Here is a 16781-nt window from a genome sequence, read left to right on the forward strand (position 1 = left end):
TTAAGTAAGAGGTAGTTTATGTGTTCATCGCACCACGCTGACCAATGGATGCTTTGCCCGCAGTGTGACCTGATGACACAGTTGCCAGAACTGAAACCGGGCAGCAAAGCCAGCTGCCCGCGTTGCAGTACCACGTTGACCGCCAGCTGGGTGGAGCCGCAGAGGCGGCCCACCGGGTATGCGCTGGCTGCGCTGTTTATGCTGGTTCTGGCTAACCTGTTCCCGTTCGTCAATATGCACGTGGCGGGGATGAGTAGCGAAATTTCCCTGCTGCGCATCCCGCAGGTGATGGTTTCTGAAGACTACAGCAGTCTGGCAACCCTGTTTATGGTGTTTGTCCAGGTGGTGCCAGCCATCTGCATGGTGGCCATTATCCTGCTGGTCAATCCTGTCACCTTGCCTTTGCCGCTAAAGCGTGCAATGTCCCGCGTCCTGTTCCAGATTAAAACCTGGGGCATGGCAGAGATTTTTCTGGCAGGCGTGCTGGTCAGCTTCGTCAAACTCATGGCTTATGGCGATATTGGCATCGGCACCAGCTTTATCCCGTGGTGTCTCTTCTGCGTTCTTCAACTCAGAGCTTTTCAGTGTGTGGATCGCCGCTGGCTCTGGAATCGCATCACCCCAATGCCGCTACTCCCCGCTAAACCGGTTCCGGCAATCACCGGTTTACATCAGGGCCTGCGTTCCTGCCGGTGCTGCACTGCAATTCTTCCTGCCGATCGCCTTGTCTGCCCGCGCTGCGGCACGCGTGGCCATGCGCGTCGGAGACACAGCCTGCAGTGGACGATGGCCTTGCTGTTAACCTCTGTGCTGCTCTATATCCCGGCGAATCTGATGCCAATCATGATCACTGAAGCCCTGGGTTCAAAAATCACCTCAACAATCATGGCAGGCGTAATCCTGCTGTGGAGCGAAGGTTCCTACCCGGTCGCTTTGGTGATCTTTATCGCCAGTATCATGGTGCCTTCGTTGAAAATGCTGGCGATTGGCTGGCTGTGCTGGGATGCCAACAGCAAAGGAGAGGCGCATCATGACAGTGAAAGGATGCACAAAATTTATGAGGTCGTAGAGTTCGTTGGCCGCTGGTCGATGATAGACGTGTTTGTTATTGCTGTCCTTTCTGCGCTGGTGCGAATGGGGCAACTGATGAATATTTATCCCGCGGCGGGGGCGCTGCTGTTTGCCATTGTAGTTATTCTGACTATGTTTGCAGCCATCACCTTTGACCCTCGCCTGACATGGGATCGTGTACGTGAAAAAAGTCTTGAGGAGCCAAGCATTGAAGGAAAATAATCACGGCGTGGCGAAGGTTGATCAAATCAAACGCTGGTCACCGGTCTGGATCATCCCTGTTGTCACCCTGCTGATCGGGGCATGGATCCTGTTTTATCATTTCAGTCATCAGGGCCCGCTGGTCACGCTGATCACCACCAATGCCGAAGGAATTGAAGGGGGGAAAACCACCATCAAGAGCCGCAGCGTGGACGTTGGTATCGTGGAAAGCGCGGTGCTGACAGACGACCTGCACCATGTCGAGATCACTGCCCGGCTGAACTCCGGCATGGAGAAACTGCTCAAAAGTGACAGCGCCTTCTGGGTGGTCAAACCCACAATTGGCCGAGAGGGGGTCACGGGGCTGGGAACGTTGCTTTCCGGCGCCTATATTGAGTTACAGCCGGGCAACAAAGGCGAAAAGGCAGAGCAGTATGAACTGCTAGACTCACCGCCGCTGGCTCCACCAGACGCTAAAGGTATTCGCATCACTCTGGACAGTGCCAAATCGGGTCAGCTCAACGCCGGCGATCCCGTGCTGTTCCGCGGCTACCGTGTGGGTACAGTCGAGACCAGCCATTTTGATGCTGACAAGCGCATGATGACCTACCAGCTGTTTGTAGCTGCGCCTTACGATCGTCTGATCACTACCAATGTTCGCTTCTGGAAAGACAGTGGCATCGCTGTGGATATGTCGGCTTCAGGTATGCGGGTTGAAATGGGGTCGCTGACTACCCTGTTCAGCGGCGGCGTCAGTTTTGATGTACCTGACGGCTGGGAACTGGGACAGGTTGCCAAAAACAAATCCGAATACAAGTTGTTTGACGATCAGCGCAGCATTCAGGATTCGCTATACACGGTGCATGAAGACTTCCTGATGTTCTTCAGTGACTCTGTTCGTGGCCTGCAACCTGGTGCGCCAGTTGAATTCCGCGGCATCCGTTTAGGTACGGTGGCAGAGGTGCCTTATAAATCTAAGGAAGTCACTCAGCAGCTGGATACCGATTACCGCATACCCGTGCTGATCCGTATCGAACCGGATCGTTTCCAGAGCATGTTGGGACAGGAGTTCAATATTGATCAGCATCTGACAGAGGGTATTGCCAATGGACTCAGGGCTTCCCTGAAGTCGGGTAACCTGCTGACCGGCGCCTTATATATCGATCTCGATTTCTACAAAAATGCTAAACCGGTAACAGGACCTGTTAACTTTGCGGGCTATAAGCTGATCCCTACCATGAGCGGAGGTCTGGCTCAGATTCAGCAGAAGCTGATGGATGCGCTGGATAAAGTGAATAATCTGCCACTGAATCCGCTGCTGGAGCAGGCAACCGGCACGCTGAAACAGAGTCAGCAGACCATGCGTGAACTGCAGAAAACGCTGGATAACATTAACCAGATCACTTCCAGTCAGTCGATGAAAGAGTTGCCTGATGATATGCAGAAAACGCTTCGTGAACTGAACCGCAGTATGAAAGGTTTCCAGCCAGGATCGCCTGCCTACAGTAAACTTGTTGGTGATATGCAGCGACTGGACCAGGTGATGCGGGAACTGCAACCGGTGCTGAAAACGCTGAACAGTAAAAGCAATGCTCTGGTGTTTGAAGCCAAACCCGGACAGGACCCACAGCCGAAGAGGGCTAAATAATGATGAAATGGATTCCCGTAGCGCTGGCGCTGGTGTTGACTGCCTGTAGCAGTACCCCGGAGACAACTTATTATCAGTTGCCGGCGGTCGCTGCTGCTTCCCGTCCTGCCAGCAGCCTCTCTGCCGGCACTCAACCGGCGATATTCGTAGAGCATGTTTCCGTGCCTGATTACCTGGCCGGAAACGGCCTTGTCTATCAAAGCAGCGACGTGAAGTACGTTATTGCCAGTAATAATCTTTGGGCCAGCCCGCTGGACCAACAGTTACAGCAGACGCTGGTAAGCAATCTGAGTCAGGCGCTGCCTGGCTCCCTGGTCTCGTCCAAACCTCTAGGACAGCAGCAGGATACCCTTAACGTCAACGTCACCGGTTTCCATGGCCGGTACGATGGCCATGTGGTCATCAGCGGAGACTGGGTGCTGGAACATCAGGGGCAGGTGATCAAGCGTGCTTTTGCGCTGACCCTGCCGCAGAACGAAGATGGGTATGATGCTTTAGTCAGAACTTTGGCTCAGGGGTGGCAGCAGGAAGCCAGTCAGATGGCTAATGTGATCCGTGGCATTAATTAATTAAATTTAATCTTTAAACCTAAACCCCTGATTGTCGAAAATTAAGATTTTCCGCATTCAGGGGTTTTTTTATTGCTAAACAGAAGTTTATTCGTTTCCCACCACGATTTTCAGGCGAAAGATCACCCTCACTCTGGCATACAAAGATGACATTGGCGTGAAATTTGCGCATTGATTTTTGGGCCAGTTGGCGTTAGAACTTAATAGTGGTTGCACATTCTGTGACCACTCATTTCTTTCCACCAGATTCCACCTGACCTGAAGAGGGGATTACAGGCATGATGAAGAGACAGAAACGAGATCGGCTCGAACGGGCACATTCAAGAGGCTATCAGGCCGGTATCACCGGACGCTCTAAGGAGATGTGTCCTTATCAGTTAATTGATGCGAGATCTCACTGGTTGGGAGGTTGGCGACAAGCCATGGAGGACAGGACGGCTACGGTGTAATCTGACTGTTCAATGTTAAAAGGATGAGAACCTCCGCCGAAGCGGAGGTTTCCGTTTTAAAGGCCGATCAGAAAGCTGTAGTGTCTTTAAACAGACCCACTTTCAAATCTGTAGCGGTGTAGATCACATGACCGTCTACCAGCACTTCACCATCAGCCACACCCATCACCAGTTTGCGGTTAATCACGCGTTTGAAGTGAATGCGGTAAGAGACTTTCTTCGCGGTTGGCAATACCTGGCCGGTGAACTTCACTTCACCCACACCCAAAGCACGTCCTTTACCTTCAGCGCCTAACCAGCCCAGGTAAAAGCCAACCAGCTGCCACATGGCATCCAGACCGAGGCAGCCAGGCATTACCGGGTCGCCAATAAAATGACAGCCGAAGAACCACAGGTCCGGATTGATATCCAGTTCGGCTTCAACGAAACCTTTGCCGTAGTTACCGCCGTCTTCGGTCATTTTGACCACGCGGTCCATCATCAACATATTGCCGGAAGGCAACGGTGGGCCTTCAGCACCGAACAGCTCACCACGACCAGAGGCAATCAGGTCTTCTTTTGTATAGGATTCGCGTTTATCTACCATGTTCTTAATAAGCCTTATTTTAGTGAATCACGAAGGTTAGCTAACAGGTGTAAGCTGAACAAGTCCGATCAGCTCTGGTTAAACCAGTTAAGCCAGCGCAGCGGCCACGACCGCTGACGCCCATCATGCTGTGTCATCTGCGCGATGCGCTCCTGTATTGATCTTAGCAGACAAGGACCTTCCTCCTTGTCCCATTCTGCACCTGTCAGGATTGTCAGGGCTTCTTCCACACTGCTGACTGCCCAGATATGGAATTTTCCTTCACGAACGGCATCCACCACTTCCTGTTGTAAGGAGAGATGGCGAACGTTGGATACAGGGATAATCACCCCCTGATTACCGTTGAGCGTGCGCTGGTGACAGATGTGGAAAAAACCTTCGATTTTTTCATTCAGTCCGCCAACCGGTTGTACCCGGCCAAACTGATCTACCGACCCGGTCACCGCAATTTGTTGCGTCAGTGGCTGGCTGGAGAGGGCGCTGATCAGCGCACAAAGTTCCGCCAGTGAGGCGCTGTCGCCATCCACTTCAGAATAGGATTGTTCAAACACAATCGAAGCGGAGAAGGGCAGCTGCTGCTCAAGTTCCAGCTCGGAGATAAGCCACGCCTGCATAATCATCATGCCTTTCGCATGAATATTGCCACCCAGTTCAGCTTTGCGCTCGACGTCCATAAACTCCCCGTCACCCACGTGCACAACGCAGCTGATACGGGAAGGTTCACCAAAAGCACGGGGGTGGCCAGGGAATTCAATGACTGAAAGGGCATTGATCTGACCAACCATCTCACCTTCTGTTTCGATAAGAATCTGGTCCAGAAGAATTTCATCCCGCATGCGTTCAGCAAGAAAACCTTCACGCCATGACCTTGTCTCCAGAGCGGTCTGAAGCTGCTCGCCATTGAGCGTCTCGTCCGGGCTGTACATGCCAGCTTCCTGTAACTGACGGCCAATCCACAGCGGGCAGAGGGGCAGCGTGTCCTGATCGCCGGTATAGCGCACGGCTTCGCGGATCAGCACTGGCCAGAAATCTTCAGCAACGGGGCCATAGCCTTCGCTCGCCGCAACGGCAAGCAGCCACTTCACCCACAGACTGAAATCGTCAGCGTCCACAATCTGAATATTCTCTTCAAATTCGGCGTAGAAGCTGAGCGCTGCCAGTTCTGGTTCCATTTCCTGAAATTCTGCCAGCACATCACGCTCGCCGGTCAGGACCAGACGAAACTGCATGGGCATTGATGGAATAGAGACCGGCAGGGGGCGGGTTTCATCCGGCGAGTGCCAGTCAAAACGCTGTCTGGTCAGGATCTGTTTGAGTCGCAACCAGAGGATCGGCTGTGCGAGCAAAGTCCGCAGCGAAAGGATTATTGTGCCGCCGTTGGCCCTGTGAACCAGACCGGGTTCCAGCGTCAGCGTATTGTTATGGATCCGGACACAGCCCAGCAGCTCTTCAGCTTCAATCCAGTCAGCACGATGAATGCCGCCGGTGCTGGCAAAATTATCCTGCAAAGTTTCTGCAGGGCGCCAGCTAACCGACATACCTTCAACGTGGTAATGGCCTCCCTGAAGCGTTATCTTATCTTCTTCCGTAAGGCTTAAGAGGATATCCTGCATCAAAGACTGGTATTCAACGTTTTCCGCTGTTTTTACCAGCATCATCGGCAATTTAGCCGGTGTTTGCAGTAACAGGCTGAGGCCGTTGAACAGGCGTGACTGTACGGCTTCAAAGCAGCTGGTATCGTCAGATGCCTGCAGGAATAGGGGCTGGACGCTCTCTGTATCGGGCTGCAGGGCACGCCATTCAAGTCGGTTGTTGGTCAAAGTTATCGTATTTTTCTGAAATGAGTAAAAGCGGCATTATACAATAATTCAGCCTGTTAAGCACCGTAGACTGTTACTTCAGATGATGTTCACCAGCAGAATGCGATGACAGGCCTGTTTTCTTAGCGGCATGGTCAATAAAAGCTGTTATTCTAAACTCGTCACGAAGTCAGCATGAGATTCCGATGAAATATCAGCAACTGGAAAATCTTGAAAGCGGTTGGAAATGGAAATACCTGGTGAAGAAGCACCGGGAGGGTGAAGCGATCACGCGCTATCTGGAATACAGTGCGGCTCAGGTGGTGGTGGATGAACTGTTAGCGATGGAAAACCGCCCGGTTGATGTACTGACCTGGATCGCGCAGCACATAAACCCAGCGCTTGAAAATCGAATGAAGCAGACCATTCGTGCCCGTCGTAAACGCCATTTCAATGCTGAACATCAGCACACGCGTAAAAAATCCATCGATTTAGAGTACCTTGTCTGGCAGCGCCTGGCGGGTCTGGCTCAACGCCGTAACAGCACGTTGTCAGAAACCGTGGTTCAGTTAATTGAAGACGCTGAACGTAAAGAGAAATATGCCAGTCAGATGTCTTCGCTGAAGCAGGATCTTAAAGCGATCCTCGGTAAACCGGACTGATCTTCCCCGTGGAGCACAGCGGTTACAGGCTAAAATTGAGCATAAAAAAACCCCGCCGAAGCGGGGTTTTTTTCATCAAAGTGAACTTAGCCCTGAGGCTGAGTTACCACGTCTTTGATGCCTTTAACTTCGATTTCTACGCGACGATCCGGGCCCAGGCAATCGATCAGGGCGTTACGGCCTTTCACGCTGTCACAGGTGTTGCCGGTAACTGGGTTAGATTCACCCATGCCACGTGCAGAGATCTTGTTAGAAGGGATGCCTTTAGAAACGAGGTAGTCAACTACGGACTGAGCACGTTTCTCAGACAGTTTCTGGTTGTACTGGTCAGAACCGATACGGTCGGTGTAACCCAGAACAACTACTGAACCATCTTTAGGATCCAGGGAGCTCAGCTGGGTGTACAGCTGATCCAGAGCCTGCTGACCTTCTGGCTTCAGGGAAGCTTTGTTGAAGGTGAACAGAACGTCTGATTTCAGAGTGAAACGCTTGGTTTCAACAACTGGCGCTGGGGCTGGAGCTGGAGCAGGTGCTGGAGCAGCTTCATCCTGACCAAAGCGGTAAGAAACACCCAGTGCTAACATGCCGTTGTCTGGACGAGCGCCAACGGTCTGTGCATCACCGATGTTGTTAACCCACTGGTAATCCAGACGGGTAGCCCAGTTCTGAGTAATTGCATATTCAACACCAACGGCTGCCAGTGGAGAAACACCGGTGTCGTGATCGCTCTGACGGGTACCGTTGTTGTTCTGGGTAGAATCAGCACGCCATACCATGCCGCCCAGACGAGTGTACACGTCCAGATCGTCAGCAATTGGATAGCTCAGTTTAGCAGCCAGCTGAACGCCCTGTGCTTTGAATGCGCCGTTTACGTTGTTGCCTTTGTTAGGCATACGACCCAGCCAGTCATAACCCAGTTCGAAGCCCAGGTATTGATTAGCCTGATAACCACCGAACGCACCAGCACCAAGCTGACTTTCGTGAGTTGGGCCGTCGTTGTTGACGTAGTTGTTACCGTAGTAACCAGTGTCATGGTACTGAGACCAACCCAGTTTTGCACCGGTATACCAGGTGTTATCTTTAGGAGCGGCCTGCGCTACGGTAGCGAAGCCAGCCAGTGCCACTGCAATTGCGATAGCTGTCTTTTTCATTTTTGCGCCTCGTTATCATCCAAATAGGCAATGAGCTTTAATTAGCTCTTTGATTAATCCTTCGCCGGGTTCTGACGCTCGATTATGACTCATCCAAAAAAGGGAGATTATTGAGCACCCTGGCGACGTAAAGTCTACAACGTACCAGCAAACTTACAAGTATGATGTGACGGGGCTCCGCAAAAAAACAGGGTTTCGTACACAAATTTACACATCTGAAGAGCCAAATTCACTGAATGCAATAAGGCCAAAATGGCGCTAAACCATTGTCCCACCGGCTCACAGCATAATCAGAGGCTTATCCGGTACACACTGGAATAATCTTATGAGAAAATTCTTATTTTTACTTAATGATACAAACTTGAGTGAATTTTTAACCCGCTAAAGGGTCTGGGGGAGGCAATATTGATCCGATCCGGACGCATAATTAACCCTAGCGCATGACCTTTTAAGGCGGCCTGCTGCAAACGTTGACGATCTTTTAACGTAATCTCGCCAGGTAACCAGCCTAAAACCACACTGTAATTCCCCGTCTGCAACGCTTTAATCATCGCCTCTACAGTGGTAATTGCCCCTGTCTGAGGGCTCTGCATGACTTTATCCAGCGGCAACCCTGATTGCTTCAGCCAGCTGCGGCTCAACTTTTGTGGGGGCGTCAGCCACAGCTGCCAGCGGGACTGCGTACCCAACTGTTGCAGCAAAGGCAGAAGCAGCATTTGTGTCATACCGGGCTCGCTGTATGTCAGCTCACTGATTAGCCCTGTCGCGGCTGCGGGCTGTGCAGTTGCACATTCTGCGGAAGAACGCAGAGCAGTTTTAACAGAAGATGATTTCAGGGAATGAGTATGCATTTTGGCTTCGCTCACAAGGTTACTGTATGGATATACAGTATAGCGAGGGTGACTAAAGATCAATCTTATTTTTTTTGAAAACGTCTCGCAAAAACGGAATGCTGATGGCTTTTCAGGCAATTATTCATTGAACTTGTAACAGCGATTGCCTATGTTCAGAATGCGCAACAAAAGGATTTTTCAGGATTTTTACCATAAAAAGGATGCTGATTATGCAAGATGCAAAAAAAAGTATCATCCGGGCTAAACGGCAGCTTTCCCCGCTGGGGGAGATAAGCAGCCGCAGCCAGTTCGGAGGGTACAGTCTCTCGGTGGAAAGCGTGGTATTTGCGCTTGTCAGCGAGGGAGATCTCTACCTGAGGGCCTGTGAAGAAGTTAAGCCTTATATTATTGAGCGGAAAATGGAGCCTCTGTTATTTACCCGACGCGGTATTCCGGTGGTGCTGGAGTACTACCGGGTTGATGACCCTCTTTGGGCAGAGCCCGATCAGCTGCTGGCCCTGTCTCAACTCTGCCTGCAGGGCGCGCAGCAGCAACGTCAAAGCCAACAGAACAGACGACGCCTCAAAGATCTGCCCAACCTGAGCCTGAAACTCGAAGTCCAGCTCAGGAGAGTAGGCATCTCTACGGTTGAAATGCTGAAAGAGCAGGGTGCCAAGCGTAGCTGGCTAAAACTGCATGCGTGCAACCGCAATCTTGGCGTCAACATTCTGCTGGCTCTGCAGGGAGCAATTCAGGGGTTGCACTATGAAGCTTTGCCGTCTGTCGTTAAAGATGAGCTTCGGCTCTGGCATCTTGAAACCCTGCTATACCAGTCTCTGAGTGAACTTTACAGAAACTAGTTTTCCCAAACCTGTTTTTTCAATTGGGCTATTTCCGGCAGCAGGGCTATCAGTAAGCCGACTTGTTGCAATACGAGAGGTTCTTTCGTTTCTGGGTCGGCTTCTGTTGCTGCCAGACGTTCAGAAAGACTGGCCAACAATCTCTGGGCTTTGGTTTCATCGACAAGATCAACCTGCAGGACATCATCCACGTAACAGACGGCATCATCCATTAACTGCAGCATGGCAGGCCGGGTAATTTTTTCACGGTGGGCACCCAGCGCAGAGATATAGCTCAGAAAAGAGTGATTCAGGCAAAGAAGACGGAAAGCCGCTTCACGCAGGCTGGCTGGTGCATTCTTTTCGGCAGAAATATTCGACACTACAGAAGCCAGTTCCGCATCGCCATTATGCGCATCACGACGAGCCACACGGTAGGCAAGACGATTATCTTTACCCTGATGATACTGAACCAGAATGGCATCGAGATACCGGCAGTTAGCATTCAGCGTACGTTCGGCAACCGCAGGCAACTGGCGGAACCGCCAGTCAGGCCAGATAAAGGCTACCGCAAGCCAGGCAATGCCGCAGCCCAGCAGGGTATCAATAATTCGCGGCAGCGCGACTTCAAAACCTTCACCCAGCAGATTAAAGCAAAGCAGCACCAGCAGAGTGATAAACATGGTGGCATGGGCATATTGCGACTGCCGGAAGGCAAAGAACAGCACGCCAGTCACCACCATCAGTATCAGCTGCCCCTCAACTGATGGCACCAGCCAGAGCAGAGGAAGCCCGAGAATAATCCCCGCTACGGTTCCCACGATACGCAATGCCAGTCTGCGTTTAGTGGCGTTATAGTTAGGCTGACAGACAAACAGGCTGGTCAGCAGGATCCAGTATCCGTGTTCAATGCCGGTTAACTGGATGAACCCATAACCCGAACAAAGTAACAGGGACATTCGCACAGCATGACGAAATAAAGCGGATTCGGGCGACAAATGCCTGCTGAGGCGAAGACGAATATCTGACCAGCCTGTCAGCCCTTCGTGGGAAAGGGTCTGATCGTGCCGTTCGACATGATTTTCCTGTATCTGCTCAGATTCTATGGTTGCCAGCTGTGCATCAATCGCCTTGAGATTATTCAGCAGATAGTGCATGGCTTTTACCTCACTGCTGCCGGGTTGCGCGTTGGAGAGGCGCTCAAGTGCCGCATTAAGATGCACAAATGCCCGTTCAAAACGCCCATCATGCTGATAAGTTTCACGCATCAGAATAGCCCTGGCTAATTGCTGACAGGCTTTCGCCTGAAGCGTGAGCAGGCGTTGAAAACGGAACAGGATATCGCTGTAGCGATACTCTTTCCGCAGGGCATGATATTGCACATGTGAAGAGCTGGCGCGCTCATGTATGTCCTGGGCGACAAAATAGTAGTGCAGCGTCCGGCGGGTACTGCGCTGGCCGCGATCGCCACGCAGACGGGACTGAACAGAAATTTTCGCCTGATTGAGCGTGGCTACCAGTTGGCTGTTCGCCATCGCCACGTCAATCAGCGTGGCATTATCATTCTCTTCAATGTCCGGATCAAAGAGTCCTGCCTTGGCTTCCAGATAAACGGCCAGACCGTCAAAACAGCGGGCGATGTTTTCCTGTAACGGGCGGATGGGGAAAATAAGATGCCCGGTCAGGGTGAGCAGGTTATACCACATGGCCCCGACCAGCAGCAGGGCGGGTTGAAGGTACCACTGTGGGAATAAGCCGAGACCTAAAAGCGTATAGATTGCGATCAGTAAAGCGCCAAAGGCGATAGTGGCGTAACGTTGTCCCAGCGCGCCCAGCAGAATAAAGCCCCAGGTTGACACCGCCAGCCCCAGGATAAAAAGCCAGGGCCAGGGCGAAAGCAGTTCTACCGACACAGAAGCAATGCAGAAGCAAACCAGGGTAATGAACAGATTACGTAGCCTGCCGCTCAGACGATCGTCCAGGTCGGCAAGAGCAGCGGCAACCACCCCCAGCGTCAGGGGAATGGTCCAGGTAATTTGATCCAGCCACCAGGGAAAAGCAGCGGTGCCCAGCAGGGCAATCAGAATACGCAGGTTATAAAGTAGCGTACTGTTTAAGGCATAACGCCGCAGCCCCGAACTCAAGGATACACGCATAGCCTCAGTTGAACCGGCTACGGGCGTTGGCTTCGCGGGCAGCTTTTGCTTCTTCAACGCTGACTACGCGGCGACCGACAGGCCACAAAGCTATCGCGGCAATTTTAAAATTGGCGATCCCCACGGGGATACCAATAACAGTAATGCACTGGGCTATCCCGGCCAGAATATGCATTACGCACAGCCACCAGCCGAAGACAATAAACCAGACAATGTTCAACAGGGTGCCGCCCGAGTTCATCAGGGCGTTTTTTCGGCCCGGCTCGATTTCATCAACATGCACGGCTTCATTACCAAAAGGCAAAAGGGAGAGTTTGGTAATTTCCCAGCAGGAGCGGGTGAGAGGGAGCGTGAAGATGAAAACGATGCTGGCGATCGTCGCCACCAGCCAGGCAAAGGTGGTCACAAAACCACCCAAAACAAAATTAAGAATATTTAAAACAGTACGCATGAATTTTCTTCCCGTAAAGTGCGCGCAGCACAATATTACAATGCGTTGATTGTAGCGCGTTTTAACTCTGGAGCGGTACACTCCCGCCAGGTAAACTACAGCCCATCAAAGGCAACGACAGCCAGAGGCAGGTCATGGAACTGAAAGCAACGTCGCTGGGTAAGCATCTGGCGCAACATCCCTATAACCGGGTGCGATTACTGAGCGCAGGCGTTGAGGTCAGTGGTGAGAAGCATGAATATCTCATCCCGTTCAATCAGTTGCTGGCAATCAGGTGCAAGCGTGGGCTGGTCTGGGGCGAGCTGGAGTTTGCCTTGCCCGACGAAAAAGTGGTCCGGCTGCACGGCACCGAGTGGCAGGAAACGCAGCGCTTTTATCACTATCTCAATCAGGCCTGGCAGCACTGGAGTGAGGAGATGAGTGATGTCTCCGCCCGGGTACTTGATGAGCTGGTTGACCGGCTTCGCAACGATGAACAGCAGGATAAATGGCTGAAGCGTAGCGAGATGTCTGGCTGGCGCGAGGCAATCCTGGCGGCATTTTCCTCTTTGCCACTGCCGGTGGAAAGACTGGACGAGTTTGATAACTGTCGGGAAGCTTACTCTTACTCTCTTTCGTGGCTGGACAGCAGCGACCTCCAGCGCCACAAGCGCAACGCGCAGTGGTCAGAAAGGATGCTGATTCAGCATGCCGATTTTTTCAATACGGTGGAAACCTCCCCGCTCAACGCTTCTCAGGCTAAAGCCGTGGTCAATGGCGAAGAGTCGTTGCTGGTGCTGGCAGGGGCGGGCAGCGGTAAAACATCGGTACTTGTTGCCCGGGCCGGATGGCTGTTACTGCGCAGGCAATCCACTCCTGAACAAATTCTGCTACTGGCTTTTGGCCGCCAGGCAGCAGAAGAGATGAACGATCGTATCAGCGCGCGCCTGAATACTGATGGGATCCAGGCACGCACGTTCCATTCACTCGCCCTGAACATCATTCAACAGGGCAGTAACAAATCACCCGCAATCAGCAAGCTGGAAACCGATACCGCTCTTCGTCATAAGTTGTTGCTTGATGTCTGGCGTCAGCAGTGCAGTGAAAAGAAAGCGCATGCCAATGGCTGGAAGCAGTGGCTGCAGGAGGAGCTGGAGTGGGAGCTGGGTGAAGGGGAATACTGGAAAGATGAGCGACTGGCAAAACGGTTAGCCAGCCGGCTGGAACGCTGGCTGGGACTGATGCGTATGCATGGCGGTGCTCAGGCGGCAATGATTGACTCTGCGCCTGAGGAGATTCGCGATCGCTTTGCAAAACGGGTGAAGCTGATGGCGCCGCTGATGAAAGCCTGGAAAAATGCCCTGAAAGAAGAGGGGGCGGTAGACTTTTCCGGGTTAATTCATCAGGCGGTAAATATTCTCGATAAAGGCCGTTTTATCAGCCCCTGGAAACATATTCTGGTTGATGAGTTCCAGGATATCTCGCCACAGCGCGCGGCACTTCTTGTCGCCCTGAGAAGGCAGAACAGGCAAACTTCGCTGTTTGCGGTAGGAGATGACTGGCAGGCTATCTACCGCTTCAGCGGCGCTGAAATGAGCCTTACCACCGCTTTTCATCATCACTTTGGTGAAGGCGATCGCTGCGTGCTCGACACTACTTACCGGTTCAACGATCGCATCGGGGATATTGCCAACAAGTTTGTGCAGAGCAATCCGCATCAGTTGAAAAAACCTTTAAACAGCCTGAGCAAGGGAACGAAGAAGTCGATATCTCTGCTTGTGGAAAACCAGCTTGAAGCGCTGCTGAATAAAATCAGCGGCTATGCCACCGCAGATGAACGTATTCTGATTCTGGCGAGATACCATCACCTGCGTCCGGCGCTGCTGGAAAAGGCAAACACACGCTGGCCACGATTACAAATCGACTTCACCACTGTCCATGCCAGTAAAGGCCAGCAGGCAGATTATGTAATACTGTTGGGTTTGCAGGCCGGGAAAGACGGTTTCCCGGCGGCGGCACGGGAGTCGGTGATGGAGCAGGCTTTACTGCCTCAGCCAGAGGATTTCCCGGACGCTGAAGAGCGCAGGCTGGCATACGTGGCAATAACGCGAGCGAAACAGCAGGTATGGTTACTCTACGATAAAGAGAACCCGTCGGGCTTTGTGGAGGAGTTAAAACGCCTCGGGGTGCCTGCACTACGTAAACCTTAACGCGCAGGCACGCTAAGGCTGTTATTTGAGACGTTCCTGCAGATAACGCTGATAATCCGGAATGATGATCTCCACGGACTGCGCAAAAAGAGGAGAGTGGATAATAAAATCGGCTGTGGCACGGTTGGTCGCCACCGGGATGTTCCATACGGTGGCAAGGCGCAGCAGGGCTTTGACATCGGGGTCGTGCGGCACCGCGTTCAGCGGATCCCAGAAGAAGAACAGCACATCAATTTTCCCTTCCGAAATCATTGCTCCCACCTGCTGATCGCCCCCCATCGGGCCGCTCAACATGGCCGTGACTGGCAGGCCAGTGGCACGCTGAATCAGATTGCCAGTGGTACCTGTGGCGTAAAGCGTATGGGCCTGTAAAACCTCTTTGTGGATATCAACCCACTGCATAAGAGAGGTCTTGCAGTGGTCATGCGCAACCAGCGCGATATGTTTTTTTTCCTGAATCTTACGGGTGGTCTGATCCATTCCGGCTTCCTGGTTTAGCGTCAAACAGAGTAGGGTAAAGGCCTGTTAAGCGTTCTGATAGTAGGCCGAAGGGCTTCAGACATCAACTGGTACGCAGTGCGCGCATCAGCAAAACGAAGCGTTGACGGGTTGCCGAATCGACCTGTTGATACCAGAGTTGCAGCACGCGGTTGCCTGCATGGTTGCCGTTGGCAAAATCCAGTGAACTGCTACTGACCGGAGAGCTGGAAGGCTGAGGCTGGGCAAAACGGGGAACCGATGCGACATTTCCTTTCAGGTTATAGATCACCATCACCTGTTCGAAATTGGTTCCTGGCTTAACGATCAGGTGATCCTGCTGACTTTCAATGACGGCACCATGCTCATCAAGCAGCTGGAATTCAGGTTTTTTATCAAAGACTTTACCCTGCGCCGCCGTGCTGAGGGGAGGCAAAGTGATGGTAATAGCCTGAGCTTTGGTAGTAAAAGTCACGATTAATGGAACAGAGATCCAGGGCGTGGCTGTTTGCGCATCTTTTTTCAGGCTCTTTTCCACACGAAACAGCACCTGATGCTGACCCTGTTCAAGCTCCAGACCTTCAGCACCTTTCAGCAAAGAACCGGATATTTTACGGCCATCAAGTACCAACAGATCAATATCAGGGGCAAGCTTCAGCGTGGTTGCGGAAACATTTGCCGCAACCAGCAGAGCTAAAACGCCTGTCATGACCAAACGCAGCTTCATTCTTTCTCCCGGGTACAAAAAACGCAAAAACATCGAATGTATCAAAGTCTTTCAGTATGGCAGCATATTAACATTTTAACATATTTATTGACGTTTTATCTTCCGGATTGCCTGTCACTGTTTATCGCGGTTCCCTGAATCGCCAAAGTGGGCATAAACTGACTTATCTGACAAACAAGGAGAGGTGTATGCAAGATAAAATGATTGCTGATGTGCTGACTTCTACCCGGCATATTGCGCTGGTTGGGGCGAGCGATAATCCTGCCAGGGCCAGTTACGGCGTAATGGCTTATCTGCTGGCGCAGGGATACAAGGTGACACCGGTCAATCCTAAGCTGGCAGGGGAGACGCTGTTAGGGCAAAAGGTGTACGCCAGGCTGGAGGATATTCCTGAAGCCATTGATATGGTCGATGTTTTCCGTAACGCTGAGGCCGCCTGGGGCGTTGCGCAGGAAGCGATTGCCGTGGGGGCAAAATCTTTGTGGCTTCAGCTGGGCGTCATCAACGAACAGGCTGCCGTGCTGGCGGGGGAAGCGGGAATGAAAGTGGTGATGGATCGCTGCCCGAAAATCGAAATTCCCCGGCTGGGGCTGGAAAAAAGATAAAAAAACCCCGCATAGCGGGGGTTTTGATCAGTTTCTGAGGCGGGGTGCCAGTAGTTGCTCCCGGATTGAATCAGCCAGTTCATCCATTGACGATTGTTCCGGATGATCGCCCGGCAGTGCCCAGGAGAGCTGGGCTTCAGCCAGATAGGTATGAACAGCCTCGCCTTCTTCATTTTCCATTACAACGTGATACCAGGGAGCGTCTCTCAGCATTTCGCTGGAAGAGACCTCATCTTCCTGTGGATCCTCTAATGAATACTCCGGATCCACATCCACAACCACCCCAAGGAAACCGTGCAGCTGGTGCCGCACTTGCTGGCCGAGTCCAAATTTGCTGGCAATCATTGTGACCTCCTGATAAACATGCC

Annotated in this window: 17 protein-coding genes; 8 read left to right on the plus strand and 9 right to left on the minus strand. The window is 52.1% G+C overall.

Annotated elements, in window-relative coordinates; all coding sequences use genetic code 11:
- The first annotated feature begins 18 nt into the window (after positions 1–18).
- The 4 genes from pqiA to rmf all read left to right on the plus strand — a co-directional run bounded on the left by pqiA (position 19) and on the right by rmf (position 3938).
- Positions 19–1293 (plus strand): membrane integrity-associated transporter subunit PqiA, encoded by a 1275-nt coding sequence (pqiA, locus tag VRC33_RS08135; protein ID WP_338562665.1) that lies wholly within the window; start codon positions 19–21, stop codon positions 1291–1293.
- The gene (gene pqiB, locus VRC33_RS08140; protein ID WP_338562668.1) at positions 1280–2920 is read left to right on the plus strand and encodes an intermembrane transport protein PqiB; all 1641 of its coding nucleotides are present in this window, start codon (positions 1280–1282) and stop codon (positions 2918–2920) included. Before pqiA ends, pqiB begins: the two co-directional genes overlap by 14 nt.
- Entirely contained in the window at positions 2920–3489 is a 570-nt protein-coding gene (gene pqiC / locus VRC33_RS08145; protein ID WP_338562671.1) for a membrane integrity-associated transporter subunit PqiC, read from the plus strand. Before pqiB ends, pqiC begins: the two co-directional genes overlap by 1 nt.
- 281 nt (positions 3490–3770) lie before the next feature.
- Positions 3771–3938 carry a ribosome modulation factor gene (gene rmf / locus VRC33_RS08150; protein WP_338564161.1) on the plus strand — a complete coding sequence of 56 codons (168 nt, stop codon included), beginning with the start codon at positions 3771–3773 and terminating at the stop codon, positions 3936–3938.
- A 67-nt stretch (positions 3939–4005) separates the two neighbouring features.
- Here rmf and fabA read toward each other — a convergent pair whose 3' ends face one another.
- Both fabA and VRC33_RS08160 read right to left on the minus strand, forming a co-directional pair.
- The gene (gene fabA / locus VRC33_RS08155) at positions 4006–4524 is read right to left on the minus strand and encodes a bifunctional 3-hydroxydecanoyl-ACP dehydratase/trans-2-decenoyl-ACP isomerase (protein ID WP_338562673.1); all 519 of its coding nucleotides are present in this window, start codon (positions 4522–4524) and stop codon (positions 4006–4008) included.
- 68 nt (positions 4525–4592) lie between these two features.
- Positions 4593–6344 carry a Lon protease family protein gene (locus tag VRC33_RS08160; RefSeq protein WP_338562675.1) on the minus strand — a complete coding sequence of 584 codons (1752 nt, stop codon included), beginning with the start codon at positions 6342–6344 and terminating at the stop codon, positions 4593–4595.
- Positions 6345–6529: 185 nt separating this feature from the next.
- Here VRC33_RS08160 and matP point away from each other — a divergent pair, with 185 nt between their 5' ends.
- Entirely contained in the window at positions 6530–6985 is a 456-nt protein-coding gene (gene matP, locus VRC33_RS08165) for a macrodomain Ter protein MatP (RefSeq protein ID WP_338562677.1), read from the plus strand.
- An 86-nt stretch (positions 6986–7071) separates the two neighbouring features.
- Here matP and ompA read toward each other — a convergent pair whose 3' ends face one another.
- The gene (gene ompA, locus VRC33_RS08170; protein WP_338562680.1) at positions 7072–8136 is read right to left on the minus strand and encodes a porin OmpA; all 1065 of its coding nucleotides are present in this window, start codon (positions 8134–8136) and stop codon (positions 7072–7074) included.
- Positions 8137–8483: 347 nt separating this feature from the next.
- A complete protein-coding gene (gene sulA / locus VRC33_RS08175) occupies positions 8484–8987 on the minus strand; it encodes an SOS-induced cell division inhibitor SulA (protein ID WP_338564164.1) in 504 nt (167 codons plus the stop codon).
- A 212-nt stretch (positions 8988–9199) separates the two neighbouring features.
- Here sulA and VRC33_RS08180 point away from each other — a divergent pair, with 212 nt between their 5' ends.
- Positions 9200–9829: a TfoX/Sxy family DNA transformation protein gene (locus VRC33_RS08180; RefSeq protein ID WP_338576963.1), complete on the plus strand. Its 630-nt coding sequence runs from the start codon at positions 9200–9202 to the stop codon at positions 9827–9829.
- Here VRC33_RS08180 and yccS read toward each other — a convergent pair.
- Positions 9826–11964 carry a YccS family putative transporter gene (gene yccS, locus VRC33_RS08185; RefSeq protein ID WP_338562682.1) on the minus strand — a complete coding sequence of 713 codons (2139 nt, stop codon included), beginning with the start codon at positions 11962–11964 and terminating at the stop codon, positions 9826–9828. The genes VRC33_RS08180 and yccS overlap by 4 nt on opposite strands.
- Positions 11965–11968: 4 nt before the next feature.
- Positions 11969–12415, minus strand: coding sequence for a YccF domain-containing protein (locus VRC33_RS08190; RefSeq protein ID WP_338562684.1), 447 nt, complete (start codon positions 12413–12415; stop codon positions 11969–11971).
- 134 nt (positions 12416–12549) lie between these two features.
- On the opposite strand from VRC33_RS08190, the gene helD reads away from it, so the two are divergent.
- Complete coding sequence (gene helD / locus VRC33_RS08195; protein WP_338562687.1) at positions 12550–14604, plus strand: DNA helicase IV; 2055 nt, start codon at positions 12550–12552, stop codon at positions 14602–14604.
- A 21-nt stretch (positions 14605–14625) separates the two neighbouring features.
- Here helD and VRC33_RS08200 read toward each other — a convergent pair whose 3' ends face one another.
- A complete protein-coding gene (locus VRC33_RS08200) occupies positions 14626–15084 on the minus strand; it encodes a methylglyoxal synthase (protein ID WP_338562689.1) in 459 nt (152 codons plus the stop codon).
- An 82-nt stretch (positions 15085–15166) separates the two neighbouring features.
- The gene (locus tag VRC33_RS08205; protein ID WP_338562692.1) at positions 15167–15808 is read right to left on the minus strand and encodes a DUF2057 family protein; all 642 of its coding nucleotides are present in this window, start codon (positions 15806–15808) and stop codon (positions 15167–15169) included.
- Between the two features lie 188 nt (positions 15809–15996).
- Here VRC33_RS08205 and VRC33_RS08210 point away from each other — a divergent pair, with 188 nt between their 5' ends.
- Positions 15997–16413: a CoA-binding protein gene (locus VRC33_RS08210; protein WP_338562694.1), complete on the plus strand. Its 417-nt coding sequence runs from the start codon at positions 15997–15999 to the stop codon at positions 16411–16413.
- Between the two features lie 27 nt (positions 16414–16440).
- Here VRC33_RS08210 and hspQ read toward each other — a convergent pair whose 3' ends face one another.
- Positions 16441–16758, minus strand: coding sequence for a heat shock protein HspQ (gene hspQ / locus VRC33_RS08215; protein WP_338562696.1), 318 nt, complete (start codon positions 16756–16758; stop codon positions 16441–16443).
- Between the last annotated feature and the right edge of the window lie 23 nt (positions 16759–16781).

The organism is Erwinia sp. E_sp_B01_1 (assembly GCF_036865545.1).
Classification (GTDB): Bacteria; Pseudomonadota; Gammaproteobacteria; order Enterobacterales; family Enterobacteriaceae; genus Erwinia.